Origin of the sequence: Scandinavium sp. (assembly GCF_032012665.1) — a bacterium.
In the GTDB taxonomy this organism is placed as follows: domain Bacteria; phylum Pseudomonadota; class Gammaproteobacteria; order Enterobacterales; family Enterobacteriaceae; genus Scandinavium.
In genome coordinates this window covers 79,598-104,204 of sequence record NZ_DALZVG010000014.1, presented here as the reverse complement: position 1 = coordinate 104,204, position 24,607 = coordinate 79,598, and the positions used below count along the sequence as shown (strand labels likewise).

Sequence of the window (24,607 nt, the reverse complement as noted above, 5' to 3'; positions counted from 1 at the left end):
AGTACTCGGCTACGAACCGAGCGGTCGGAGGTTCGAATCCTCCCGGATGCACCATATTCTCCTTAACTATCAGCGATGATAGCGCTTCAGAGAAAACAGTTTTCTCAGTAAGCACCAGGGGGGATAACGTTGCTTCAGCAACGGCCCGTAGGGCGAGCCTTCGGCGAGTAATCCTCCCGGATGCACCATCTTTATCAATGTTGCGGCATGATGAGTGACATTGAATCAGCAGTACCTTAGTTATTCCGATGCATCCGTAGCTCAGCTGGATAGAGTACTCGGCTACGAACCGAGCGGTCGGAGGTTCGAATCCTCCCGGATGCACCATCTTCTCCCTATCTGTCAGCAATGATAGTGCTTCAGAGAAAACAGTTTTCTCAGCAAGCACCAGGGAGGATAACGTTGCTTCAGCAACGGCCCGTAGGGCGAGCCTTCGGCGAGTCATCCTCCCGGATGCACCATCTTTATCAATGTTGCGGCATGATGAGTGACATTGAATCAGCAGTACCTTAGTTATTCCGATGCATCCGTAGCTCAGCTGGATAGAGTACTCGGCTACGAACCGAGCGGTCGGAGGTTCGAATCCTCCCGGATGCACCATCTTCTCCCTATCTGTCAGCAATGATAGTGCTTCAGAGAAAACAGTTTTCTCAGCAAGCACCAGGGAGGATAACGTTGCTTCAGCAACGGCCCGTAGGGCGAGCCTTCGGCGAGTCATTCTCCCGGATGCACCATCTTCTCCTCACCTGCCTTTCTGCTGTTCCCAAAATCCTGATCTTCTTTCAACCACTTGTTTCATATTGGCATCTTCCTCCTTCCAGGCTAATTTATATCTGTCATTCTTTTGTTTTCAGGTAGCAAGGAGAGAAATCCATGAAATGGTTCAAAGCTGTCTCTGCATTCTGTGCAGCCCTCATCGTTAGCGTATCTCTCGCAGGCTGTGCGGGATCCTCCACCAAGGAAAGCACCGGTGGCTACATTGACGACACCGTAATCACCACTAAGGTGAAATCCGCGCTGTTCAGCGACAAAGACGTGAAATCCTCAGAAATTAGCGTGGTGACCTTTAAAGGGCGCGTACAGCTAAGCGGCTTTGTCTCTTCGCAGAAAATTGCCAATCGTGCGGTGGAGATCACCCGTAACGTGACGGGCGTACGCGTCGTTGAAAACGACATGCAGGTGAAATAAAACCACTTGTTCAACGTCATAAAGGCACCTTTGGGTGCCTTTGTTGTTTTTAGCTGACGGCGACAATGATGACTTTTTTACGTTAAAATAACGTTTCGATATCCAGTGAGTGAGGACATGATGTACGAGCGTTACGCAGGGCTGATTTTCGACATGGATGGCACCATCCTTGATACTGAACCCACTCATCTGAAGGCATGGCATGAGGTTCTCGGCCGTTACGGCATGCGCTACGAAGCGCAGGCTATGGCGGCACTTAATGGCTCACCAACCTGGCGTATTGCGCAGTCGGTCATTGAAATGAACCAGGCCACGCTCGATCCTCACCAATTAGCGCGTGAAAAAACGGATGCGGTCAAGGCGATGCTGCTTGATACCGTGCGTCCTCTGCCGCTGATTGACGTCGTAAAAGAGTGGCATGGCCGTCGTCCTATGGCGGTTGGCACAGGGAGCGAAAGCGCGATGGCTGAAGCATTGCTGAACCATCTGGGCCTTCGTCAATACTTCACGGCCGTCGTTGCCGCCGATCATGTTAAACACCATAAGCCGGCTCCGGACACGTTTTTGCTGTGCGCCGAACTGATGGGTGTTGCGCCCGAAACCTGTGTGGTATTTGAAGATGCTGAATTTGGTATTCAGGCTGCAAAAAGCGCAGGTATGGATTTTGTGGATGTACGGTTGTTGTGAGTGATGCGCTGCCGCTCCTCTCCCTTTTTGCCAGCAGCTTTCTCAGCGCCACGCTGCTCCCCGGCAATTCAGAAGTTGTGCTGATAGGGATGCTGCTGGCGAGCGTCAGCCATCCCTGGCTCCTGGTATTAATAGCAACAATGGGTAATAGCCTTGGGGGGGTAACTAACGTTATTCTTGGGCGTTTATTTCCGCAGCGTGATAATTCACGCTGGCGGGAGAAAGCGGTGGGCTGGCTAAGGCGCTACGGGGCAGCCACACTGTTACTGAGCTGGATGCCGGTTATCGGCGATTTGCTCTGCGTCCTTGCAGGATGGATGCGTCTTTCCTGGGGACCGGTGCTTTTTTTCTTATGCCTTGGCAAAGCGTTGCGCTACGTGGCCATCGCCGCGGCAACGCTTCAGGGTATGACGTGGTGGCACTAATTGGACTGATTGTGACCTTTACTCGTCAACCATGACAATTATGCTTAATAAAATGATTTCGACAGGCGGGAGGTCAATTTGATCCCGGACGTATCACAGGCGCTGGCCTGGCTGGAAAAGCATCCTCAGGCAGTACAGGGCATTCAACGCGGTCTTGAGCGTGAAACCCTGCGCGTGAACGCTGATGGCTCATTAGCAACAACCGGCCATCCGGAAACGCTGGGCTCAGCCCTGACCCATAAATGGATTACTACAGACTTCGCCGAAGCGCTGTTGGAGTTTATTACGCCGGTAGACGGCGATATCGACCACATGCTGACGTTACTGCGCGATGTGCATCGCTGTACCGCGCGTCATATTGGTGACGAGCGTATGTGGCCGCTCAGCATGCCTTGCTATATTGCGCCGGGCCAGGATATTGAGCTGGCGCAGTACGGCAGCTCAAACGTCGGGCGCCTGAAAACGCTCTATCGCGAGGGATTGAAAAATCGCTACGGCGCGCTGATGCAGACTATCTCCGGCGTGCACTACAACTTCTCGCTGCCAATGGCATTCTGGCAGGCGAAGTGCGGCGTGGAAGATAAAGAGCAGGGTAAAGAGGCGATCTCAGCAGGTTATTTCCGCCTTATCCGCAACTATTACCGCTTCGGTTGGGTGATTCCTTATCTGTTCGGTGCGTCTCCGGCGATTTGTTCCTCTTTCCTGCAGGGCAAACCGACCACGCTGCCGTTTGAGGAGACCGAAGGCGGGATGTACTACCTGCCATACGCGACGTCGCTGCGCTTAAGCGATCTGGGCTATACCAATAAGTCGCAAAGCAATCTCGGTATTACGTTTAACGATCTGCACGAATATGTGGCAGGATTGAAGCGGGCGATCAAAACGCCGTCGGAAGAGTACGCGAAAATCGGCCTTGAGAAAGATGGTAAGTATCTGCAAATTAACAGCAACATTCTGCAGATTGAGAATGAGCTGTACGCACCGATTCGTCCGAAACGCGTGACCCGCAGCGGTGAAACGCCATCGGACGCGCTTCTGCGCGGCGGCATTGAGTATATCGAAGTGCGCTCGCTCGACATTAACCCGTTCTCACCGACTGGCGTTGACGAGCAGCAGGTTCGCTTCCTCGATCTGTTCATGGTCTGGTGCGTGCTGGCGGATGCGCCGGAGATGAGCAGCGACGAGTTACTCTGTACCCGTACCAACTGGAATCGCGTGATTCTGGAAGGACGCAAGCCGGGCCTGACGCTGGGCATAGGCTGTGAAACTGCGCAGTTCCCACTGGCAAAAGTCGGTAAGGATCTGTTTGCGGATCTGCGGCGTGTGGCGCAAACGCTGGACAGCATTGAAGGCGGGGAAGCGTATCAGAAGGTGTGCAATGAATTAGTCGCAAGCTTTGATAATCCGGAATTAACTTTCTCTGCCCGTATTTTGCGTTCTATGCTTGATACTGGCATTGGCGGTACCGGCAAAGCGCTGGGTGAGCAGTACCGGACGATGCTGCGCGAGGAACCACTGGAGATTTTAAGCGAAGCGGATTTTGAAGCAGAGCGGGAAGCTTCATGGGCTCGTCAGCGCCAGATTGAGGCATCAGACACCGAGCCGTTCTCTGAACTGGTTGCGCGTCACGCCTGACAGAAAAGAAAAAGGCCACAATCAATGTGGCCAAACTTTCATCTCTGAAATACAGGGATGATGATAACAAATGCGCGTCTTTCATATACTCAGACTCGCCCGGGAACAAAGAGTTCAGTTTATTTTAAAAAAAATCACACTCTTCAGCGTTTTTTCCTCGCGGCCCTGATGGCACAAGAGGAAGCGAAGAGTTCGGAGGAGACAAAATGCCGTTATTAGATAGCTTCACTGTCGACCATACCCGAATGGAAGCGCCTGCAGTTCGCGTCGCCAAAACCATGCACACGCCGCACGGTGATGAAATCACCGTATTCGATCTGCGCTTCTGCGTACCGAACAAGGAAGTAATGCCAGAGCGCGGTATTCACACCCTGGAACACTTGTTCGCAGGCTTTATGCGCGATCACCTGAACGGTAACGGCGTGGAGATCATCGACATTTCCCCAATGGGCTGCCGCACCGGGTTCTACATGAGCCTGATCGGTACGCCAGACGAAAGCCGCGTTGCGGAAGCATGGAAAGCGGCGATGGCGGACGTGCTGAAGGTGAAAGAGCAGAACCAGATCCCGGAACTGAACGTCTACCAGTGCGGGACATACACTATGCACTCGCTGGAAGAAGCTCAGGAGATCGCCCGTCACATTATCGATCGCGGCGTTCGCGTCAACAGCAACGACGAGCTGGCGCTGCCGAAAGAGAAGCTGCAAGAGCTCCATATCTAGCCACCCGGCGGTACTTTGTTTGCCAGGCCTACGGTTTCGGTAGGCCGGATAAGCGAAGCGCCACCCGGCAACAAATAAAAAAGCCAGTTCGCGATGAACTGGCTTTTTTGTCAGTGAGCGCCTCCGCCCCCGCCGCCCGCACCAAACGGTGGTTTGGCAAGCCAGATAAGCCCCAGCAGCACAATAAAGATCCCCGCAGACATCCAGAAGATCTCGTTCGCCGAGATAATCAGACCCTGGTTAGTTATCTGCTGCGCCAGCCAGCCGGAGGCCTGCTGCTGCGTCATCCCCAGACCCTGCAGCTGATCGTACATCTGCTGAGCGTTCGGGTTATATGGCATAACCGATTCGGTGAGCTGCGCGTGGTGCATCGCTTCGCGGTTCGTCCACATCGTCGTTGTAATCGACGTCCCGATGGAGCCAGCAAGCGTACGGGTAAAGTTTGAGAGGCTCGATGCTGCGGCCATTCGTTCCGGCGGTAAGCCTGAAAGCGTAATGGTGGTTAATGGCATAAAGAAGCATGCCACCGCAAAGCCCTGAATAAACTGCGGCCACGCCGACGCACCAAAGTCCATCCCCGGTTCGAAGGTGTAGGCACGCCAGTAGAAACATACCGCGTACATAATGAAGCTGAACGTCACCAGACGGCGCATATCGAGCTTATGCGCAAAGCGACCGATGATCGGCGACAGCACTACCGGCAGCAGGCCCACCGGTGCAGAGGCAAGACCCGCCCAGGTGGCCGTGTAGCCATAAACCTCCTGGAGCAGCTGCGGCAGCAGAACGATCGCGCCGAAGTAAAGCATGTAGGCAAGGCTGATACACAGGCAGCCGATAGTGAAGCTTCGCGACTTAAAGAGCGACAGGTCGACTATCGGGTTATCGTCCGTCAGCTCCCAGACAATCAGGAAGCTGATGGCAACCACCGCCACGATCGTCAGGACCACCACCTCAGTGGAGTTAAACCAGTCGAGCTCTTTCCCGCGGTCGAGCATCACCTGCAGGCTACCGATACCGATCACCAGCAGCGCCAGACCAACGCCGTCAATGCGGCGCTGTTCGGTGCGGGTTTCCCGGCCACGCAGGCTTTGCAGGGTCAGCATCACCACCAGTGCACCAATGGGAACGTTGATGAAGAAGATCCAGCCCCAGTGATAGTTGTCGCTGATGTAGCCGCCGAGGATCGGGCCACAAATCGGTGCGACGATCACCGTCATCGACCACAGCGCCAGCGCTATGGCACGTTTGGCTGGCGGATAGTTGTTCAACAACAGGCTCTGCGACAGCGGGATCAGCGGCCCGGCGACAATCCCCTGAATGACGCGGAAGAAAATCAGCATCGTCAGGCTGCTGGAGACGCCGCACGCCCAGGAGGCGATGGCGAAGGCAATCGTGGACCAGGTAAAGAGCTTTACCTCACCCACGCGCTTGGCAAGCCAGCCGGTAATTGGAATCGAAATGGCGTTCGCCACCCCGAACGAGGTGATTACCCACGTCCCCTGGCTCAGGGATGAGCCCAGGTTACCGGCAATCGTCGGGATAGCGACGTTGGCGATCGTCGAGTCCAGCACCTGCATAAACGTCGCCAGGGACAGCGCGATGGTCATAATGACCAGCTGCGCGCCCTCCAGCGGCTTCTGCGGTTGTTGCTGTTGCATTACGCTCACCCCTGATTAGTCGGCGTTAGCCTGCACGATGTCGTCAATCAGTTTGTTCACCGGATCGAGGTTGATCTCGCGGGCGTTACTTTCGTAAGCCGGGCTGTTACGTACCTGATTGGCCAGCATTTCACCGCCGCGGTCAGAGGTGTCCACTTTGACCAGCGTTGACAGACCGATGCGCAGCGGATGGTCGGCGAGCTGTTTCTCATCCAGCTCAATACGTACAGGCAGACGCTGAACCACTTTGATCCAGTTGCCGGTGGCGTTTTGGGCAGGGAGCAGAGAGAACGCGCTGCCGGTCCCCATATCGAGGCCGACCACTTTCCCGGTGTACTTCACGTCGTCGCCGTAGATGTCGCTGACAATCGTCGCTTTCTGGCCGATGCGCATATGCGCCAGCTGGGTCTCTTTGAAGTTAGCATCCACCCACAGATTAGTCGCCGGAACGACTGCCATCAGCGGTGTGGTCGGGCTAATTTGCGCGCCAGGCTGTACGGAACGGCGGGAGACGTAGCCGGTCATCGGGCTGACGATTTTGGTACGCTGCAGGGCAAGCCAGGCGTTACGGACTTCCGTCGCGGCCTGCTGAACGGCAGGCTGATCTTCCAGCTTCGTGCCCAGCACCATCGCCTGGTTGGCGTTGTACTGCTGCACGGCTACGTTCAGCTGCGCCTGTGCGCTGGCGACTGCGTCGCGGGCGTGTTGCAGCTCTTCACGACCAATCAGGTTGGCCGCGCCCAGTGGGATACGACGATTGAGGTCGGTCTGTGCCTGGTCGAGTGCGGTTTTTTTGACGTCGATGCTTGCCTGCAGCTGTTTGCTGTTGATCATCAACTGGCGGGTCTGACGCACGCTTGATGCCAGCGCCGTCTGCGCTTTTTCAAACGCCTGCTGCGCATCGGTCTGATCGAGAGTGACCAGCACATCGCCTTTCTGAATAAAGTCAGTGTTATCGGCCCAGACTTTCGTCACGCTGCCCGACACCTGAGCCATAATTTGTACCTGGTTTCCCGCCACGTAGGCGTCATCGGTATCTTCATAATGACGCAGTACTAAAAACCAATAAATCCCATATGCCACGGCAATAAAAATAAAGAGCAAAGTCAGCAGCAGAAGGGCACCTTTACGTTTGCCTTTTTTGCTGGCCGGTTGCTGCGGGGTTTGAGTCTCCGCATTCGCGCTCATGTTTTTCTCCACGATCTTATTATGTCACATCGGCTGAGCCGACCTGTTTGTCAGAAAGGCCAGCAGTTTGCGCTGCTGGCCTGTCGGTTTTATTTTTCTTAAATCAGGATGTTGAGCGATTCACTGCCTTAGCGCAGCGCATCCAGTACCACGCCATCTTCGTCCATCTGATCAAGACGGGTCAAAAGCTTGCGAGTGATCTGCTCAAGGCTTTCTTTTTCGGTAACGCTTAACGAAGACCAGAGCTGGTGCAGGCAGTTGTGCTGCGGCGGTAACACCTCGCGCAGGAACTGATGACCTTTCTCGGTGAGTTGCAGATGCAGGCAGCGACGGTCGTTGTCGCTTTCGCGGCGCTCAATCCAGCCGCGTTTTTCCAGCTCATCGGCGATACGGGTGGCGTTCGTACGGGAAGATCCCAGCGCGCAGCTCAGTTCAGATGGCTGAATACTGTGATTCTCCTGAGACTCCAGCGTGATGAGCGCCATAAATAACGTCTCATTAATCCCCTGAGCTTTCAGCATCTTATTGCGGTTTTCCAGCAGCTTGCCCTGCATGTGCATGCACAGGCGGGTCAGCAGGATCTCCTGATACGGAAAGTCCTCGTGGCGGCTGGCGCGAAATTTTAGCATTTGTTCAATGGGGGTAAACGAACTATCCATTTGGGCATGACCTCATTAATTACAGTCGATATAGTAACGACAGTGACAAATAATGTAAATGAATTAATTCTCCGAATTGATGTGGGGGAGGATTAAATTTAAAAATGCCGCTGGCAACGCGTGCGCTGCCAGCTTCCGGGAGATCTCAATGCGAGAGGGAATGGTTTAGCTCTGAAACTGTTGCCCGGCTAATCAGGTAGATAACCTTATCAGACAAGGGGAGGTCTTTATACCCCAAAGCCGCAATAAGGCCCTGAATGCATAGCCTTTTCAGACAGCGGCCTCCTGGCGGTGGAATCCTGCCCACCAGACCAGCAGGTTGAGTGCTGCCATTGTGGCTCCGGCGACGCAGACTCCGGTCCAGTTCCAGTGCTGCCAGGCATAGGCGGAGAGAAGCGAACCGGCCGCGCCGCCGATGAAGTAGCTGGTCATGTACCCGGCGGTTAAGCGGTTACGCGCTTCCGGCAGCACGCGGTAGATGACCGTCTGGTTGGTGATGTGAACGCCCTGCACCGTCAGATCCAGAATCAGGATGCCGACAATCAGCGGCAGCACCGCGATATGCCCAAACCAGATAGCCACCCAGGAGAGCAGCAGTAGCGTCAGGCCTACCGTTGTGGTGAGGTGCGATTTGCCTTTATCAACCAGTCCGCCCGCCGGACGCGCGCCCAGCGCGCCAGCCGCTCCCGCCAGGCCGAACAGGCCAATCATCGCTTCGGAAAAGTGGAAAGGCGCGCCTGCCAGCAAAAAGGCCATTGACGTCCAGAGAATGCTGAAGTTGGCAAACGTCAGACAGCCGAGCAGCGCGCGGGTACGCAGCAGCTTATCGCGAGCGAAGAGGCTGAATATCGAGCCCAGCAGCTGTGGGTAGTTCAGATGCGTTTCGTGCTTCACTTTCGGCAGCCAGCGCCACAGGGCAAGCGCCATCAGCGCCATCAGAACCGAGGCGACCCAGTAAACGGTGCGCCAGCCGCCGAGCGAGGCCAGCAGCCCGGAGACCGTACGGGCGAGAAGAATGCCGAGCAGAAGTCCGCTCATGATAGTGCCGACCACTTTGCCGCGCTGATTCGGGCTGGCAAGCGTAGCGGCCAGCGGTACCAGAATTTGCGCCACTACCGAAAATAGCCCGGTAAGCGCGGTCCCGACAATCATCATGCTGAGCGAATGGCTGGTGACGGTGATCAGCATTCCGCCTGCGGCAAGGAGCGTCATGCTGACGATCAGCGCCCGACGTTCGAACATGTCGCCGAGCGGCACGAGGAACAGCAGCCCGAAGGCATAGCCAAGCTGCGCGGCGGTGACGATAAATCCGGCCTGACCGGCGCTAATGGTAAACGCGCGGGCGATGGTTTCCAGCAGCGGCTGGGCGTAATAGTTGCTGGCAACAACAAGGCCGGTTGCCACCGACATCAATGCAATCAACGCGGGGCTGAGTTCATGGGGTTTTTGAGTCATGTGCAGATCGTTCATCGGGTGATTATTTGGCAGGGATGAATGATAGCGGCAAATGGGGGGGCGGGGGAATGATTGCGTAGCAGGCTGTGCTCATTCATCGAGAAAGCAGGCCCGGTAAGCGTAGCGCCACCGGGCAATAAATGCCGGATGGCGGCTGACGCCTTATCCGGCCTACAGTCAATCCAGATTTATTTCTGCGCCGCCAGCGCGTCTTTCACCCAGCCGTCAAACTGTGCCTGGTGGGCTGCGATCCAGCCGTCGACGTGGCCCTGAATGTCGGCCTCGGAGGCGTGACCTTCATGCATCATCGCGTTCTCGGCGTTGATATCCGCAATCGGCAGCTTCATCAGCGAGAACAGCTTCGCTGCCGCCGGGTTTTTCTCCGCCCAGGCTTTGTTGGCAACGATATGCATGGTGTTCACCGGGAAACCATAGTTGGCGCCGTTCGGCAGCTTAGTGTCGATATCTTTCTGCTCGCCTGGCATTGAGGAGAACGGCACCTGCAGCCAGACGACATCTTTACCTGGCTTCAGCACGTCGCTCACCCAGTACGGCGTCCAGGTGTAATAGAGCACCGGTTTGCCTTCTTTATAGCGGGTGATGGTATCGGCCATCATTGCCGCGTAGTTCCCCTGATTGTGAACCACCGTCTTGCCCAGGCCGTACGCGTCAATCTGGTGATTAATCACCGCTTCGCAGCCCCAGCCCGGCGTACAGCCCGTCAGGTCTGCTTTGCCGTCACCGTTGGTGTCGAACAGCTTAGCGATCTTCGGATCTTTCAGCTGATCGATTTTCGTAATGTGATACTGCTCGGCGGTTTTCTTGTCGATCAGATAGCCCTGCGCCGCACCGGTGACGAATACGCCTTCCCGGTAAAATTTCTTATCGCCGCCCGCAGCAGAGTACATATCGTCGTGCAGCGGCTGCCAGTTCACGGCGGTGAATGTCGCATCGCCGGAGGCGATCGAGGTGTAGCCGACGTTGTAATCGACTTCACTGGGTTTGTTGACGGTATACCCGAGTTTCTCCAGCGCGCGGCTAACCAGCAGCGTCTGGAAGGTTTCTTCAGAAATGGTGCTCTGGACTGGCTGCACAGAAATGCCTTTGCCCGGCAGGTCAGCAGCGATTGCGCTGGTGGAGACAAGGGTGGCAAACGCTGTGGCAAAAAGTACGCGATGTCGCATCGTTGTTCCTTTATTTGAGAGGTTTTGTAGGCCCGGCAAGCCTGGTGCCGCCGGGCAGAGGGAAATTATTTAACGAAAGGGCGGGTTAATAAACCCAACGGGCCCGTGGTATACCAGCGGCGGTTGCCGCGGCTACGGGAATCCTGCCCGACGGCCTGAGTCAGGCGGTCAAGAATAATGGCGAGGATCACGATACCCACACCGCCGACGCTCGCAAGGCCCATATCAAGACGGCCAATCCCGCGCAGCACCATCTGGCCGAGGCCGCCTACGGCGATCATCGAGGCAATAACCACCATCGAGAGCGCCAGCATCAGCGTCTGGTTCACGCCTGCCATAATGGTTGGCATCGCCAGCGGGAGCTGAACTTTGAACAGCATCTGGCGAGGGCTGGCACCGAACGAGCGTGATGCTTCGATAAGATCGGCTGGCACCTGGTTAATGCCGAGGATCGTCAGGCGCACGACTGGCGGTAGCGCGAAGATGATCGTTACCACCACGCCCGGCACGTTGCCGATACCAAACAGCATCACAATCGGTACCAGATAGACGAACGCAGGCGTCGTCTGCATGGCATCCAGCAGCGGGCGGATAATCTTCGATGCCCGCGGGCTGCGCGCCAGCCAGATACCGAGCGGCAGGCCGATGACCACGCAGAACAGCAGAGCGGTCAGCACCAGCGCCAGCGTCACCATCGCCTGAGACCACGCGCCAATCGCACCTATCAGGATCAGTGAAATCAGCGAGGCAATGCCCATACCCGCGCCGCCGATCTGCCAGGCAATCAGTGCAAATACCGCAATCGCCACGGGCGCAGGCATCCCCAGCAGCAACTGCTGGAAACCACCCAGAATGTAGTCCACCGGAATGCGAATACCCTGGAACACCGGGCGGAAGTGCAGTACTACCCAGTCGATCCCATGCGTCACCCAGCTGTCGAGCGGGATCAACGTCTTGTGGAACGGATCGAGAATGTCAAAATGCTCCGGCTTGGGTGCCGGGGCGCTGTTCAGCCAGTCGGCTCCGCCGCTGGTGGTGGGCGCTGACGCCGGTGTTCCCCATGCGTCAGCCGACTGTGCAGCGCTGTCTGTGGCGGGCGCGCTGGCCCACGGGTTTGATTGATCAGCCATTGATGGTGGTCTCCCTGTCTAAAGCCTGAAGCAGCATGCTTTTGGAAATGATGCCGACGTACTGTTGTGCTTCGTCAATGACCGGCACGGCGCAGGACGCCTGGCCGACATGCGAGAGCAGCTCGCTGAGCGCGGTCTGCGCATCCACGCTTTGCGGTGCGTCAAGCAGCGCGGCGTCAATGCCCTGACCTTCGGCCAGCGCGACCTTCAGGGAATCAATGGAGACAATACCGACAAACTTATTTCCACGCTCAATGACGTAACCGTATTCGCGGTCTTCATCCTGCAGCAGCTTAAGCGCAGAGCGGGGGCCAAAACCGGGAGTTTTGCGCAGCAGCCCCTTCGGTGCCCGGCGTGCGATATCTTTAGCGCTGAACACCTGGCTGATATCCACGCCACGGAAGAACGTGCGTACGTAATCATTCGCCGGGTTATTCAGAATTTCATCCGGCGTACCGACCTGCACCACTTCGCCATTCTGCATAATGGCAATCCGATCGCCGATGCGCATCGCTTCGTCGAGATCGTGGGAAATAAAAACAACGGTACGCTGTTGACGCGACTGTAATTTCACCAGCTCATCCTGCATCTCGGTACGAATTAAAGGATCGAGTGCAGAGAAGGCTTCATCCATTAATAAAATATCCGGGTTAATGGCTAATGCACGGGCAAGCCCGACGCGCTGGCGCATCCCGCCGGATAATTCATCCGGATAAGCCTGAGCATAATTTTCCAGTCCTACCTGACGCAGCGCGTCGAGTGCTTTTTCCTGCCGTTCTGCCGGAGCAATACCCGCTAATTCCATACCGAAAGCAGTATTATCCAGCACGTTCATGTGAGGCATCAGCGCAAATGACTGGAAGACCATCGCAATTTTCTTACGACGCACTTCACGAAGTTCGGCATCGGATATTTTGGCAATATCGATGCCGTCGATAAGTACCTGCCCGCGGGTGGGTTCAATCAGGCGATTGAGAAGGCGTACCAGGGTGGATTTTCCTGAACCGGATAACCCCATGATGACAAAAATCTCGCCTTCTTCAATGGCCAGACTGGCGTCAATAACGCCAAGTGACAGCCCGGTCTTTTCCAGAATATGTTCTTTGGAATGCCCTTTCTCGATATATTTGAATGCACGCTGTGGGTGCTCGCCAAATATCTTATAAAGATTTTTAACTTCTAATTTAATTGCCATGCAATAAACAAATTCCTGTTATTTGATTATGTCGATATGCTACCTGATGAAAATAATTGACTGGCCATACCCTAACATACTCAGATTCTGGGGCAACCCTTAATGCTCTGCTGAGACAGGCATTTCATGCAGTCAATTACGCTGAGCCTCCCATGATATAAGGGCTGGGCACAGGCAAAAAAACAGAGATATTTTTTGTCAGCGAAGCGGAAATTGAGTTGAATCAGGTGGATTCACCTGACTGGAGTGATGAAATTATCGAAATCACTGAAAATAATATTTGGTGTGAAATGATGGGCATCAGGAAGGAATATCCGCGAAGGAAATAAGGATATATTTCCTCCGCGAAAAAGATCAGAAACTCCAGTCTTCGTCCTCGGTTTCCACCGCCTTGCCCATCACGTAAGAGGAACCTGAACCGGAGAAGAAATCGTGGTTCTCATCGGCGTTAGGTGAGAGTGCCGAAAGAATGGCCGGGTTCACTTCCGCCATCTCCGGCGGGAAAAGCGCTTCGTAACCAAGATTCATCAGCGCCTTGTTGGCGTTGTAGCACAGGAAGGCTTTCACATCGTCTTCCCAGCCCGTTCCTGCATAAAGCGCTTCGGTATAGGCGAGTTCGTTGTCGTATAAATCCATCAGCAGATCGAGGGCAAAGTTTTTCAGTGCCTCACGCTCAACCATGCTGACGCGCTCCAGCCCTTTCTGGAATTTATAGCCGATGTAGTACCCGTGTACCGCCTCATCACGAATGATAAGGCGGATAAGATCCGCAGTGTTGGTGAGCTTGCCCCGGCTGGAGAAGTACATCGGCAGCCAGAAGCCGGAATAGAACAGGAACGATTCCAGAAACACGCTGGCGATTTTCTTCTTCAGCGGCGCATCGGCGGCGTACTGTTCGAGCATCAGCGCAGCTTTACGTTGAAGCGGCGGGTTTTCTTCACTCCAGGCATAGGCGGCATCCACGTCTTTGGTCTGGCAGAGCGTCGAGAAAATCGAGCTGTAGGAGCGGGCGTGGACCGCTTCCATAAAGCTGATGTTCGACATGACCGCTTCTTCATGGGGCGTCAGCGAATCCGCCATCAGGGCCGGGGCGCCGACGGTGTTCTGAATGGTGTCGAGCAGCGTCAGCCCGGTAAACACGCGGATGGTCAGCTGTTGCTCCGCCGGGCTTAGCGACTGCCACGCCGGAATGTCGTTCGACAGCGGCACCTTTTCCGGTAGCCAGAAGTTGCTGGTTAAGCGGTTCCAGACCTCCAGATCTTTGTCGTCCTCAATCTTGTTCCAGTTAACGGCGCTGACTCGTGATAAACGGTTCATCCTTTTCTCCTCACAGCGCGCAGGACACGCAGCCTTCGATTTCGGTGCCTTCCAGCGCGAGCTGGCGCAGGCGAATGTAGTAGAGCGTCTTGATACCTTTCTTCCACGCGTAAATCTGCGCTTTATTGATGTCGCGGGTGGTGGCGGTATCGGGGAAAAACAGCGTCAGGGACAGCCCCTGATCGACGTGCTTAGTCGCTTCTGCGTAGGTGTCGATGATTTTCTCCGGGCCGATCTCGTAGGCATCCTGATACAGCACCAGGTTGTCGTTGGTCATAAACGGCGCCGGATAGTAAACGCGGCCGGTTTTGCCCTCTTTGCGGATCTCAATTTTCGACACGATCGGGTGAATGCTCGACGTTGCGTGATTGATGTAAGAAATGGAGCCAGTTGGCGGTACCGCCTGCAAATTCTGGTTATAGATACCGTGCTCCATCACGTCGCTTTGCAACTGCTGCCACATTTCGCGCGTGGGAAGAGCGATGCCCGCATTGGCAAAAAGCGCGCGGACCTTCTCCGTTTTCGGCTGCCAGTCATTTTCCAGATACTGACGGAAATACTCCCCGCTGGCGTAGCGCGACTGTGCAAACCCGGCGAAGCGCTGCTTGCGCTCACGAGCGAGCCTCATCGACGTATTCAGCGCATGCCAGGTCACGGTGTAAAAGTAGAGATTGGTGAAATCGAGTCCTTCTGCACTGCCGTAAGCGATTCCTTCACGTGCCAGATAACCGTGCAGGTTCATCTGCCCAAGACCAATGGCGTGCGAGGCCGCATTGCCCGCTTCAACCGACGGCACGGAGCGAATATGGCTCATATCTGAAACTGCCGTCAGGCCGCGAATAGCGGTTTCCACCGTCTGCCCGAAATCCGGTGAATCCATCGCCAGGGCAATATTCAGCGAGCCCAGGTTGCAGGAGATGTCATGCCCGGTGGTGGCGTAATCGAGGTTTTCATCGAAGGTGGAGGCGCTGTTAACCTGCAAAATCTCTGAGCAGAGGTTGCTCATGTTAATGCGCCCGGCAATCGGGTTTGCACGATTCACGGTGTCTTCATACATGATGTACGGGTAGCCGGACTCGAACTGAATCTCGGCCAGCCGCTGGAAAAAGTCGCGGGCATTGATAAACGTTTTGCGCACGCGCTCGTCGGCCAGCAGATCTTCATACATTTCACTGACCGCGATATCGCCAAACGGCTTGCCGTACAGACGTTCCACGTCATACGGGGAAAACAGCGCCATCTGCGCGTTGTCTTTGGCTAACCGGAACGTCACGTCCGGGATCACGACGCCAAGCGACAGCGTCTTAATGCGAATTTTTTCGTCGGCGTTTTCGCGCTTGGTGTCGAGAAAACGCAAAATATCCGGGTGATGAGCATGTAAATAGACAGCCCCTGCGCCCTGACGCGCGCCAAGCTGGTTGGCGTAGGAAAAGGCATCTTCGAGCATTTTCATCACCGGAATGACGCCCGATGACTGGTTTTCAATGCGCTTGATGGGCGCGCCCGCTTCGCGCAGGTTTGAGAGCAAAAAGGCCACGCCGCCGCCGCGTTTGGACAGCTGTAGCGCAGAGTTCACCGCCCGGCCAATGGACTCCATATTATCTTCAATGCGCAGCAGGAAGCAGGAGACCAGCTCGCCGCGCTGCTGTTTGCCCGCATTCAGGAACGTCGGTGTGGCAGGCTGGAAGCGCCCGGAGAGAATCTCATCGGTCAGATGACGGGCGAGGGTTTCATCGCCCTGGGCGAGACTTAACGCCACCATCACAGCGCGATCTTCAAAATGCTCCAGAAACTGTTTTGCGTCGAATGTCTTCAGCGTGTAGCTGGTGTAAAACTTCCATGCGCCGAGGAACGTTTTGAACTCAAAACCGCTGGCGTGCGCATGGGCAAAGAGATCGACCACGAAGGCGCGATCGTAACGGGCGAGGGTGCGGGCGTCGTAATAGCCTTCGGCAACCAGCCAGTCAAGCTTCGCATCCTGATTGGCAAACGTGCGGGTTTGTGGCCTGACGTGGCCCTCGATAAAGGCGCGCACCGCCTCGGCATCTTTTTCAAACTGAATGCGGCCCGCCTTGTCGTACAGGTTCAGCATCGCGTTCAGCGCATGATAGTCCGGGGCGCTGTGGGTTACAGGTTCTGCGGTTGTCGTTGCCAAAATTCGCTCACTCCTTTTCGCACGTTGTCGATATCACGCGAGGTGCCCATCAGCTCAAAACGATAGAGGTAAGGCACATCACATTTCTGCGCAATCACGTCTCCCGCCCGGCCAAAGGCCTCGCCGAAGTTGCGGTTGCCCGAGGCGATCACGCCGCGAATCAGCGCGCGATTGTGCGGATCGTTTAAAAATCTGATGACCTGACGCGGCACTGCGCCTGCCGTACCGCCGCCGCCGTAGCTCGGCACCACCAGAATAAAGGGCTCATTCACCTGGATGCGTTCACGCTCATTGAGCGGAATACGCACCGCCGGCAGCCCCAGACGCTCGATAAAGCGCAGCGTGTTTTCGGAGCTACTGGAGAAAAAGACGAGGGTGCTCATGCGCGCGCCGCGGGGGCCTCAGCGCGCAGGCGATTGATCATGTCCGGGCGGAACCCGGACCAGCTCTCTTCGCCGGCAAACACGACCGGCAGGGAGCGGAAGCCCTGAGCGCGCAGCGTATCGGCGGCGGCGGGATCGTGATCAACGTTCACCATTTCGAAGGCAAAGCCCCGGGATTCCATCGCGCGTTTGGTCGCATGACACTGTACGCAGTCGTTTCGAGTGTAAATAGTAATGCGCATGATTCGTATTTCCATTTAAAATGACAAAGCGGCGCAAAAATCAGCGTCGGTCGTTGGGTGTCTCTTCAAAAGGAATACTAGATGTAGTTGCGTTAAACATCAACCATACAATATATAGATATTTTGAATTGATTTACCCCCGCTGACGAGCGCAGCGAGGGGGAAGGTTTTTGCCTGCAATTACATCCGCATACTGACGGCGAGGCGGTTGAACGCGTTCATCAGGCTAATGGCAAACGTCAGATCGCTGATTTCTGCGGCGCTGAAATACGCCAGCAGGGGCTCATACACGGCGTCTTCTGCACGAGTGCGGGCAATGTCGGTCACATCTTCCGCCCAGGCCAGCGCCGCGCGCTCACGATCGCTGAATTGATGGCTTACGCGCCAGCCCGCCAGCGCATCCAGTTTCACCTGATCCATGCCGTGCTTGCGCAGCGCTTTGCTGTGCATCTCCAGGCAGAAGGCGCAGCCGTTGATCTGCGACACGCGCAGATATACCAGCTCAATCAAAGGCAGATCCAGCTCGCAGTTCTCCAGCGCTTTTTTCGCCTGAATAAAGGCAGCATAGGTCTGCGGGCTGAGTTCATAGTAAGGCTGACGTAGTGTGGTCATGGGGTTTCTCCTCTTAACGATGACGAAATTCTGGCACTATAATGGTCTGCACACGAGAGCCATATTTTGAGTGAAAAACCAGACCATGAAGGATATTTCACGCGGGCCACGCTATCAACAGCTTGCTCGCCAGCTTAAATCAGCCATTGAACAGGGCGAACTCCAGCCCGGGAAGAGGTTGCCCGCCAGCCGCGTGTATGCGCAGGAGCTCGGCGTGTCACGCGCAACGGTGGAAGCGGCGTATGGGGAGCTGGTGGCGCAGGGCTGGCTTGAGCGGCGCGGGCAGGCGGGAACTTTTGTCAGCGCAGGTGTGGTGCCAGGTCCGGCGGTCACGGAGCCGGTGTGGTACGGCGGCGAACAGCCTGAACCTCAGCCGTTTCAGATGGGGCTCCCCGCGCTCGATCTCTTTCCGCGTGTACTATGGGCCAGAGTGATGGGACGACGGCTGCGCACGCAAACCCGCTTCGATCTGGCGCTTGGTGACGTGTGCGGTGAAATAGCGCTGCGCTCGGCGATTGTCGAATACCTGCGCTTTTCCAGAAGTATTGAGTGTCTTCCGGAACAGGTCTTTATCACCACCGGTTTTGCGGCTTCAATGACGCTTATTCTGCAAACGCTAGGCAGGTTGGGGGATAAGATCTGGCTCGAAGATCCGGGTTTTCCACTGATTCGCCCGCTGATTGCGCGTCAGGGAATGGTCTGTTGCCCGGTGCCGGTGGATGACGAAGGGCTGTGCGTGGAGGAAGGCGTCAGAACGGCAACCGATGCACGTTTTGCGCTGTTAACGCCTGCTCACCAGAGCCCGCTTGGCGTGGCGCTGTCGCTGCCTCGTCGACACCAGCTTCTGGAGTGGGCCGCACAGCGCGAGGCGTGGATTATTGAAGATGATTATGACAGCGAGTTTCGTTACCAGGGCAAACCGCTGCCGCCGATCAAAAGCCTCGATGCACCGCAGCGGGTGATTTACGCCGGAACGTTCAGCAAGGCGATGTTCCCTGCGCTTCGCACTGCATGGCTGGTGGTGCCGCTGCCTCAGGTGGCTGCGTTCCGCGAACAGGCTTCGCTGGCGGCCTGCGGCGTGCCGTTGCTGTGGCAAATGACGCTGGCGGATTTTATGCGCGAGGGCCATTTCTGGCGCCATCTGAAAAAAATGCGGCTGCATTACGCGCAGCGCAGGCAATGGCTGGAGCAGGCGCTGACGGAGCAGGGTTTCAGGGTGAAGCCACAGCAGGGCGGCATTCAGCTGGTGATGCCGGTTGACGGCGACGATCGTGAACTGGCGCAACGCGGTCGCGAAGCTCGTCTGGCGGTGCAGGCGCTGAGCGACTGGCGAATGAACAGCGTGGGTGAAAAAGGATTACTCATGAGCTTCACCAATATCGCAAACCTGGCGATGGCCCGACAGCAGGTGCGGATGCTGGCGAACGTCATCGCCCAGGCAAAATAAAAGCCCCGACAGACCAGAAGCCTGCCGGGGCGGACGCGTATTTATTATCAGCATTACGCTTTAATTATCGACGCAAACTCAGTAAAGCGCCAATAAAGATGCCGATGGCGGCCGCAGCCCCCACGCTCTGCCAGGGTTTGTCCCGTACGAAGGTGTCCGCGCAGCCTGCTGCGTCGCGGGCAGCCTGATGCACACGGGTACGCCCCTGCATTCTGGCGCGCGTTTCGCGCAGCAGCGATTTTGCTTTGCGCTGTGCGGCATCCGCTTCATCCTTGGCATCGCTGCCCCAGGATTTGAGTACCTCTTCAAGCGAATCAGCCAGCTGGCTGACGTCGTTATGAATATCCTCAACGCCCTCGTCTACATCATTACGATTAGGTCTGTTAAACATGGGATCCTCCCTTGGTGAACGATGACATTAAGCTTAGGACAGATTTTATTCCCCGGAGGTGAATCACGCCTTATCACGCCGTTTATGGATTTTTCTGAAAGCGATGCTATTGCTGAATACTGTAAGGTGGCGTGGCTGTACAGGATAACGAGGAAAGCATATGTATTTACGACCTGATGAGGTGGCGCGCGTTCTTGAAAAAGTCGGATTCACGATGGACGAAGTGACGCAGAAAATTTACGGCTATCGCCGTGGCGATAATTATGTCTATGTGAATCGCGAAGCAAGGATGGGCAGAACGGCGCTGATTATTCATCCGGCACTCAAAGAGCGCAGCTATTTGCTGGCAGATCCGGCTTCAGAAATTAAAACCTGCGACCATTATCAACAGTTTCCGCTCTATTTAGGCGGCGATGCGCAGGAGCATTATGGAATACCGCACGGCTTCAGCTCGCGTATTGCGCTCGAACGTTTCCTGAATGGATTGTTTGGCGAAGGACAATAAGCCGACGACTGGCATCAGGCCAGTCGCGGTACTTAGCGTCAGGCGTACTGGCTGACGCGAAACAGACGACGGCAGTAATCGAGGAAATAGCCGTATACGGCTCCCATCATCATCGACACCAAAAAGTTCGAACTCACCGCCGCGGCAATCTGATGCCAGTTCGCCCCGATAGCAAGCAGGATCACGACATAGACCGGTGACTGAAAGGTGACATAGGCCAGCACATCGGCAAGGCTCTTCATCCACTTTTCCGGGCTGATACGACGGGCGAGACGCATAACCCAGTCACGGTAAAAACCGTATGGCCATGCAATCAGGACGTTGACCGGAATGGCGACCAGACGCGAAGAAAGTGACTGCTCAAAGCTCATACCGGAGAGAAATATTTCAATCAGCATGTTCACGACGGAACAGTAGACCACCATGGCGAAAGTGTCTGCTGCCGCATGACGCAGGCGAGACTGCGCAGAGAACATCGGTATGCTCCTTGATAGAAGGAAAAACAGGGAATCGGGCTTCTCAACAGTGCTTTGGGTTGGCTCTGATTTCTGGCATAGAATATCTGTCTGCATTGCAAGTAACAACTAGCTAAAGATTTTTATTTATCGCCTTTTTTTCAATAAAATCCTCTGTTGCGATAACTTTTCTCTTTGCGACGCTATTTTTGTTGTCATTGTTTAATTTATTTATATTTATCAGTCAGTTGTGAGTTTTTATGAAAGTGACTGGCTGTGCTCAGAATGGTTTACTGGAGCGGATCTGTCATGGATGGTGGTTTTAGTGTAAGAATCTTATTCTTGTTGTTTTTAAGGTTTTTTATGCTGCTTTGTTGTTTGATTTTCCATTCTGTTTTTGTGACTATTTATGCGGTGTGGCGCGTGGCGATAGGCGGGCTAACCGCCTGACAAAGAAGAAAGAGTTTGCCTTCGATGCGGGATTAAAGAAATTTCTGCCCGGGATCATTTATTCAAATTAAGAATAGTCTGTGAGCCGATATTTAAAAAAACGAACAAAAATGTTGTAGGGGATATATTTAATTAAAAATGTAATTAGAGGGTGTTAGCCTGCTGTCGGTGGAAAAATAGCGTTCATTATAATATAATCATTTCGCTAGTATCATTTTTTAGCCAGCGGAAAGGAATTTAAAAACTATATGTCTGTTATGTTACATAAACTCAATAATATTCGTACACTGCGCGCCATGGCGCGAGAATTCTCCATTGACGTTCTTGAAGAGATGCTGGAAAAATTCAGGATCGTGACTGAAGAAAAACGCAGTGAAGAAGAAACTTTACGTGAAAGTCTGGCTGAGAAGCAGGAGAAAATCAACAGCTTGCTGGAGCTTATGAAAGCGGAAGGGATTTCTCCTGACGAGCTACTGGGGGATGCCGCGGCACCAGCGGCTGCAGGTAAAAAACGTGCGGCTCGCCCGGCAAAATACCGTTTCACCGATCTTAACGGTGAGCAGAAATCCTGGACGGGTCAGGGCAGAATGCCAAAACCGATCGCTCAGGCTATTGCCAATGGCAAATCTCTCGACGATTTTCTGATTTAACGTACGCGACGGTGAGGTTTCCCTCACCGTTTTTTCAGCACACGCCAAAATCCCCGTCTTCCTGATAGGGTGCAACATCTACCGCTTTCAGAGTATATTTTTGCCCCTGTTCATCATTCGCCGCCACGGCAACAATCTGATCGCCATGAACGTCGATTACTTTCATTTTTGGGCCGCCCATTTTGGGCTGCACCAGATCGCCAACGGAATACATTGTGCTCTCCTTTTTTTAGGGGGGTGACGTTATACCTTAGCGCATATCAGGGCCAAAGGTAAAAGAGGGTAAACGCGATGGGCGAAAATGGCGATGCGGGCGACAATGGCTACGCTTAAAGTCATTGTTTTTGGTATTTAATTGCATGGAGTTTGTATGGGTTTCTGGCGTATCGTTTTTACTATTCTGATCCCACCGCTTGGCGTATTGCTCGGCAAAGGTTTTGGCTGGGCGTTTATCATTAATATTGTGCTGACGCTGCTCGGCTATATTCCGGGTTTGATCCACGCATTTTGGGTGCAGACTCGCGACTAAGAACAGAAAAGGGATCGCTTATGCGATCCCTTTTTCACTGACCTTCGACCTTAATACCCGACCTTAAATACCTGCCCGCTTTGAATGCCTTCCACGCTGCGACGATAGGCCATTGCCGCACGCGCTGCCGGAACGCTTTCGAATCCGGGGAAAAAGGCGCCGTAGTCGGCTTCAGATTCGGTCAGCATTGTCGGGCTGACCAGGTTGATGCGCAGCCCTCGCGGTAGCTCACAGGCGGCCGCTTTTACAAAACCGGCGAGCGCGGCGTTAACGGCGGTGGCGTTCACCCCCTGCGCAATGGGTTCATCGGCAATAATGCCGCTGGTTAAGGTGATGGAACCGCCGTCATTGAGCACGTGCTGCCCTTTGAGCGCCAGGCGTACCTGGCCGAGCAGCTTGTCCTGCAGGCCCACGGAAAAGTTTTCTGCGGTCATCCCGCTCAGCGGGCCAAAGAACACGTTGCCCATCGTCGCGATAATGGCATCGACTTTTCCGGTGTAGGCGAACAGCGCGTCTACGCTGGCTTCGTCGGTTAAATCGACCTGAAGATCGCCATGATGGCGGCCCACGCGAATCAGCTCGTGCTCGCCCTGTTTTTCCAGTTCGGCTGCTACCGCGCGGCCAAGGGTTCCGCTGGCACCCACAATCACAATTTTCATTATCAGCTCCTCATTTTTGTTCCCGGGGTTATTCTTTCCTGAATCATCTGTGCGATAAACTGTCTGTCAGTTCATTCATTCTTAACCCGTGGTTAGTAATATGGATAAGCTTCGCAGTATGGAAATTTTCGTGGCGGTCGCCGACTGCGGGAATTTTACCGGCGCGGCGGCATGGCTGGAGATTTCCGCAGTGATGGTCGGGAAATATATCAGCCACCTCGAATCGACGCTGAACGTGCGCCTGCTCGACAGAACCACCCGCCGCCAGAGCCTGACGGAGGCCGGACGCGTTTACGTGGAGGAGTGTCGACGGGTGCTGGAGCAGGTCGCTGCCGCTGAAGCCTCCGTCGAACGTCTTCGGGCGGCGCCTTCGGGTACGCTGCGCATCAGCGCGCCCACCTCCTTTGGTGCCTGCGTGGTGGCTCCGGCGGTGGCTACTTTTTTACAGCGCTACCCGGATGTGCGGGTGGAGCTCGACCTCAGCAATCGGGTGGTCAATCTGCTGGAAGAAGGATTTGATTTAGCCGTGCGCATTGGCGATCTGCGCGACAGCGACCTGGTGGCAAAACCGCTGTGCCAGTACAGGATGGCAATATGCGCTTCGCCGGACTACCTTGCCCGCTATGGCGTGCCGAAAGCGCCTGCGGATTTATCCGCGCATCGTTGCCTGTCCCACATGATCTGGACCGCCAGAACTGAGTGGCACCTCACGGGTTACGAGGCGGAAACCCCATGGCGACGCGATCCGGTGCTGGCCTGTAACGACGGGCTGGGACTGAAAATGGCGGCGATCGCCGGGGCGGGCCTGCTGCTGCAGCCGGAAATCTTGCTCAATGAGGACATTCGTGATGGCCGTCTGGTGCGCGTGCTGGACGACTGGTTACCCGCCCCGAGGCCCGTGACGTTGCTGTATCGTCAGGATTTACACCCGCTGCCAAAACTGAGCGGATTCATTGCTCATCTTCGGGAGGAAGTGGCCGCGCAGCGTCATTTACGCTAAATGGCGATGGCGGGAGAATTAACTGCCAGCGAAGAAGGCGCTCTCCACTGGCAAAAGATTACGCACGAATGTCGGCGTATTCCGGCGTGGTGTCGAACTCATGTTTGGCGAACGGGCAAAGCGGAATGATTTTGCGGTTTTCACGGCGCATACGTTCCACCACTTTTGCGACCAGCTGCTTGCCAATGCCCTGGCCCTTCAGACTTTCATCCACATCGGTGTGCTCGATGATTGTCAGATGCTCGCCAGTGGGCACGAACACGACTTCGGCGACCCGATTGCCGTCGGCGTCGTTAACGTAAAAACTGGTGTTGCTTTCCAGAATGTCCATGGTTCCCTCAGCTTATTTCAGACGGTATTTCAGCGCCCCGCTCGGGCAGGTATCGATTACGCGCTGTACGGTTTGGGTATCGACGTTGTCCGGCATGATCCACGGTTTACGCTTCAGGTTAAACAGCGCGCTGCTGCCCCGCACGCAGTTACCGGAGTGTTGGCAAAGGCCGGTATTAAAATAGACGTCAATTTTCTCACCGGTATACAAACGGTAGCCCGCATCAATTAATTCTTTATCCACGACAATGCCTCTGTTTTTTATTCGTCACTTCAGCGGTAAGCATAGACCTGTTGTAGTGGTGATGCGGAAAGGATGCAGATCAAGGCGTGCATCAGGATACCGAACGGGTTGA

Annotated in this window: 28 protein-coding genes and 2 tRNA genes; 12 read left to right on the top strand and 18 right to left on the bottom strand. The window is 55.0% G+C overall.

Annotation, left to right across the window (positions count from 1 at the left end; translation table 11 throughout):
- The first annotated feature begins 250 nt into the window (after positions 1 to 250).
- From RTU33_RS13090 to luxS, 7 genes are all read left to right on the top strand, one after another.
- Positions 251 to 327: transfer RNA gene (locus RTU33_RS13090), tRNA-Arg, on the top strand.
- A 196-nt stretch (positions 328 to 523) separates the two neighbouring features.
- Positions 524 to 600 (top strand) — tRNA-Arg (locus RTU33_RS13085).
- Positions 601 to 873: 273 nt separating this feature from the next.
- Positions 874 to 1,188 carry a BON domain-containing protein gene (locus RTU33_RS13080; protein ID WP_312627910.1) on the top strand — a complete coding sequence of 105 codons (315 nt, stop codon included), beginning with the start codon at positions 874 to 876 and terminating at the stop codon, positions 1,186 to 1,188.
- Positions 1,189 to 1,308: 120 nt separating this feature from the next.
- Entirely contained in the window at positions 1,309 to 1,875 is a 567-nt protein-coding gene (yqaB, locus tag RTU33_RS13075; protein WP_312627921.1) for a fructose-1-phosphate/6-phosphogluconate phosphatase, read from the top strand.
- Positions 1,872 to 2,300 (top strand): YqaA family protein, encoded by a 429-nt coding sequence (locus tag RTU33_RS13070; protein ID WP_312627909.1) that lies wholly within the window; start codon positions 1,872 to 1,874, stop codon positions 2,298 to 2,300. Before yqaB ends, RTU33_RS13070 begins: the two co-directional genes overlap by 4 nt.
- A gap of 78 nt (positions 2,301 to 2,378) precedes the next feature.
- On the top strand, positions 2,379 to 3,935 hold the full coding sequence (gene gshA, locus RTU33_RS13065; RefSeq protein WP_312627908.1) for a glutamate--cysteine ligase: 1,557 nt from the start codon (positions 2,379 to 2,381) through the stop codon (positions 3,933 to 3,935).
- 206 nt (positions 3,936 to 4,141) lie between these two features.
- Positions 4,142 to 4,657 carry an S-ribosylhomocysteine lyase gene (gene luxS, locus RTU33_RS13060; protein ID WP_312627906.1) on the top strand — a complete coding sequence of 172 codons (516 nt, stop codon included), beginning with the start codon at positions 4,142 to 4,144 and terminating at the stop codon, positions 4,655 to 4,657.
- Positions 4,658 to 4,767: 110 nt separating this feature from the next.
- Here luxS and emrB read toward each other — a convergent pair whose 3' ends face one another.
- From emrB to RTU33_RS13000, 12 genes are all read right to left on the bottom strand, one after another.
- Complete coding sequence (gene emrB / locus RTU33_RS13055; protein ID WP_312627905.1) at positions 4,768 to 6,315, bottom strand: multidrug efflux MFS transporter permease subunit EmrB; 1,548 nt, start codon at positions 6,313 to 6,315, stop codon at positions 4,768 to 4,770.
- A 15-nt stretch (positions 6,316 to 6,330) separates the two neighbouring features.
- A complete protein-coding gene (emrA, locus tag RTU33_RS13050) occupies positions 6,331 to 7,503 on the bottom strand; it encodes a multidrug efflux MFS transporter periplasmic adaptor subunit EmrA (RefSeq protein WP_312627902.1) in 1,173 nt (390 codons plus the stop codon).
- Positions 7,504 to 7,631: 128 nt separating this feature from the next.
- Positions 7,632 to 8,162: a transcriptional repressor MprA gene (gene mprA / locus RTU33_RS13045; protein WP_097164711.1), complete on the bottom strand. Its 531-nt coding sequence runs from the start codon at positions 8,160 to 8,162 to the stop codon at positions 7,632 to 7,634.
- A gap of 270 nt (positions 8,163 to 8,432) precedes the next feature.
- On the bottom strand, positions 8,433 to 9,617 hold the full coding sequence (locus RTU33_RS13040) for an MFS transporter (RefSeq protein ID WP_312627900.1): 1,185 nt from the start codon (positions 9,615 to 9,617) through the stop codon (positions 8,433 to 8,435).
- Between the two features lie 188 nt (positions 9,618 to 9,805).
- The gene (gene proX, locus RTU33_RS13035) at positions 9,806 to 10,801 is read right to left on the bottom strand and encodes a glycine betaine/L-proline ABC transporter substrate-binding protein ProX (RefSeq protein WP_312627899.1); all 996 of its coding nucleotides are present in this window, start codon (positions 10,799 to 10,801) and stop codon (positions 9,806 to 9,808) included.
- Positions 10,802 to 10,866: 65 nt separating this feature from the next.
- Positions 10,867 to 11,931, bottom strand: coding sequence for a glycine betaine/L-proline ABC transporter permease ProW (proW, locus tag RTU33_RS13030; protein WP_312627898.1), 1,065 nt, complete (start codon positions 11,929 to 11,931; stop codon positions 10,867 to 10,869).
- Positions 11,924 to 13,126: a glycine betaine/L-proline ABC transporter ATP-binding protein ProV gene (gene proV, locus RTU33_RS13025; protein ID WP_312627896.1), complete on the bottom strand. Its 1,203-nt coding sequence runs from the start codon at positions 13,124 to 13,126 to the stop codon at positions 11,924 to 11,926. Before proV ends, proW begins: the two co-directional genes overlap by 8 nt.
- A 354-nt stretch (positions 13,127 to 13,480) precedes the next feature.
- The gene (nrdF, locus tag RTU33_RS13020) at positions 13,481 to 14,443 is read right to left on the bottom strand and encodes a class 1b ribonucleoside-diphosphate reductase subunit beta (RefSeq protein ID WP_312627895.1); all 963 of its coding nucleotides are present in this window, start codon (positions 14,441 to 14,443) and stop codon (positions 13,481 to 13,483) included.
- Between the two features lie 10 nt (positions 14,444 to 14,453).
- Positions 14,454 to 16,598: a class 1b ribonucleoside-diphosphate reductase subunit alpha gene (nrdE, locus tag RTU33_RS13015; protein ID WP_312627894.1), complete on the bottom strand. Its 2,145-nt coding sequence runs from the start codon at positions 16,596 to 16,598 to the stop codon at positions 14,454 to 14,456.
- Entirely contained in the window at positions 16,571 to 16,981 is a 411-nt protein-coding gene (gene nrdI, locus RTU33_RS13010; RefSeq protein WP_312627893.1) for a class Ib ribonucleoside-diphosphate reductase assembly flavoprotein NrdI, read from the bottom strand. The genes nrdE and nrdI overlap by 28 nt, the downstream gene beginning before the upstream one ends.
- Positions 16,978 to 17,238 (bottom strand): glutaredoxin-like protein NrdH, encoded by a 261-nt coding sequence (gene nrdH, locus RTU33_RS13005; RefSeq protein ID WP_312627891.1) that lies wholly within the window; start codon positions 17,236 to 17,238, stop codon positions 16,978 to 16,980. Before nrdH ends, nrdI begins: the two co-directional genes overlap by 4 nt.
- A gap of 165 nt (positions 17,239 to 17,403) precedes the next feature.
- On the bottom strand, positions 17,404 to 17,835 hold the full coding sequence (locus tag RTU33_RS13000; protein WP_312627890.1) for a carboxymuconolactone decarboxylase family protein: 432 nt from the start codon (positions 17,833 to 17,835) through the stop codon (positions 17,404 to 17,406).
- Positions 17,836 to 17,920: 85 nt separating this feature from the next.
- Here RTU33_RS13000 and RTU33_RS12995 point away from each other — a divergent pair, with 85 nt between their 5' ends.
- Positions 17,921 to 19,282 carry a PLP-dependent aminotransferase family protein gene (locus RTU33_RS12995; protein ID WP_312627889.1) on the top strand — a complete coding sequence of 454 codons (1,362 nt, stop codon included), beginning with the start codon at positions 17,921 to 17,923 and terminating at the stop codon, positions 19,280 to 19,282.
- Between the two features lie 64 nt (positions 19,283 to 19,346).
- On the opposite strand, the gene RTU33_RS12990 is transcribed toward RTU33_RS12995, so the two are convergent.
- A complete protein-coding gene (locus RTU33_RS12990) occupies positions 19,347 to 19,673 on the bottom strand; it encodes a DUF883 domain-containing protein (protein WP_312627887.1) in 327 nt (108 codons plus the stop codon).
- A 160-nt stretch (positions 19,674 to 19,833) separates the two neighbouring features.
- Between RTU33_RS12990 and RTU33_RS12985 the strand changes: the two genes are divergently transcribed.
- A complete protein-coding gene (locus RTU33_RS12985; RefSeq protein WP_312627885.1) occupies positions 19,834 to 20,178 on the top strand; it encodes a DUF2002 family protein in 345 nt (114 codons plus the stop codon).
- 38 nt (positions 20,179 to 20,216) lie between these two features.
- Here RTU33_RS12985 and alaE read toward each other — a convergent pair whose 3' ends face one another.
- Entirely contained in the window at positions 20,217 to 20,654 is a 438-nt protein-coding gene (gene alaE, locus RTU33_RS12980) for an L-alanine exporter AlaE (RefSeq protein WP_312627883.1), read from the bottom strand.
- A gap of 677 nt (positions 20,655 to 21,331) precedes the next feature.
- On the opposite strand from alaE, the gene stpA reads away from it, so the two are divergent.
- Positions 21,332 to 21,733: a DNA-binding protein StpA gene (gene stpA / locus RTU33_RS12975; protein WP_312627881.1), complete on the top strand. Its 402-nt coding sequence runs from the start codon at positions 21,332 to 21,334 to the stop codon at positions 21,731 to 21,733.
- A 34-nt stretch (positions 21,734 to 21,767) separates the two neighbouring features.
- Here stpA and RTU33_RS12970 read toward each other — a convergent pair whose 3' ends face one another.
- Positions 21,768 to 21,947 (bottom strand): hypothetical protein, encoded by a 180-nt coding sequence (locus RTU33_RS12970; protein WP_312627879.1) that lies wholly within the window; start codon positions 21,945 to 21,947, stop codon positions 21,768 to 21,770.
- Positions 21,948 to 22,103: 156 nt separating this feature from the next.
- On the opposite strand from RTU33_RS12970, the gene RTU33_RS12965 reads away from it, so the two are divergent.
- Positions 22,104 to 22,262, top strand: a complete 159-nt coding sequence (locus RTU33_RS12965; protein WP_312627877.1) for a YqaE/Pmp3 family membrane protein — start codon at positions 22,104 to 22,106, stop codon at positions 22,260 to 22,262.
- 50 nt (positions 22,263 to 22,312) lie between these two features.
- On the opposite strand, the gene RTU33_RS12960 is transcribed toward RTU33_RS12965, so the two are convergent.
- Positions 22,313 to 22,921 carry a short chain dehydrogenase gene (locus RTU33_RS12960; protein WP_312627875.1) on the bottom strand — a complete coding sequence of 203 codons (609 nt, stop codon included), beginning with the start codon at positions 22,919 to 22,921 and terminating at the stop codon, positions 22,313 to 22,315.
- A gap of 100 nt (positions 22,922 to 23,021) precedes the next feature.
- Between RTU33_RS12960 and RTU33_RS12955 the strand changes: the two genes are divergently transcribed.
- A complete protein-coding gene (locus RTU33_RS12955) occupies positions 23,022 to 23,921 on the top strand; it encodes a LysR substrate-binding domain-containing protein (protein WP_312627874.1) in 900 nt (299 codons plus the stop codon).
- Positions 23,922 to 23,979: 58 nt separating this feature from the next.
- Here RTU33_RS12955 and RTU33_RS12950 read toward each other — a convergent pair whose 3' ends face one another.
- Positions 23,980 to 24,252, bottom strand: a complete 273-nt coding sequence (locus RTU33_RS12950; protein ID WP_312627872.1) for a GNAT family N-acetyltransferase — start codon at positions 24,250 to 24,252, stop codon at positions 23,980 to 23,982.
- A gap of 12 nt (positions 24,253 to 24,264) precedes the next feature.
- Positions 24,265 to 24,495 (bottom strand): (4Fe-4S)-binding protein, encoded by a 231-nt coding sequence (locus tag RTU33_RS12945; protein WP_312627870.1) that lies wholly within the window; start codon positions 24,493 to 24,495, stop codon positions 24,265 to 24,267.
- Positions 24,496 to 24,607 lie beyond the last annotated feature (112 nt).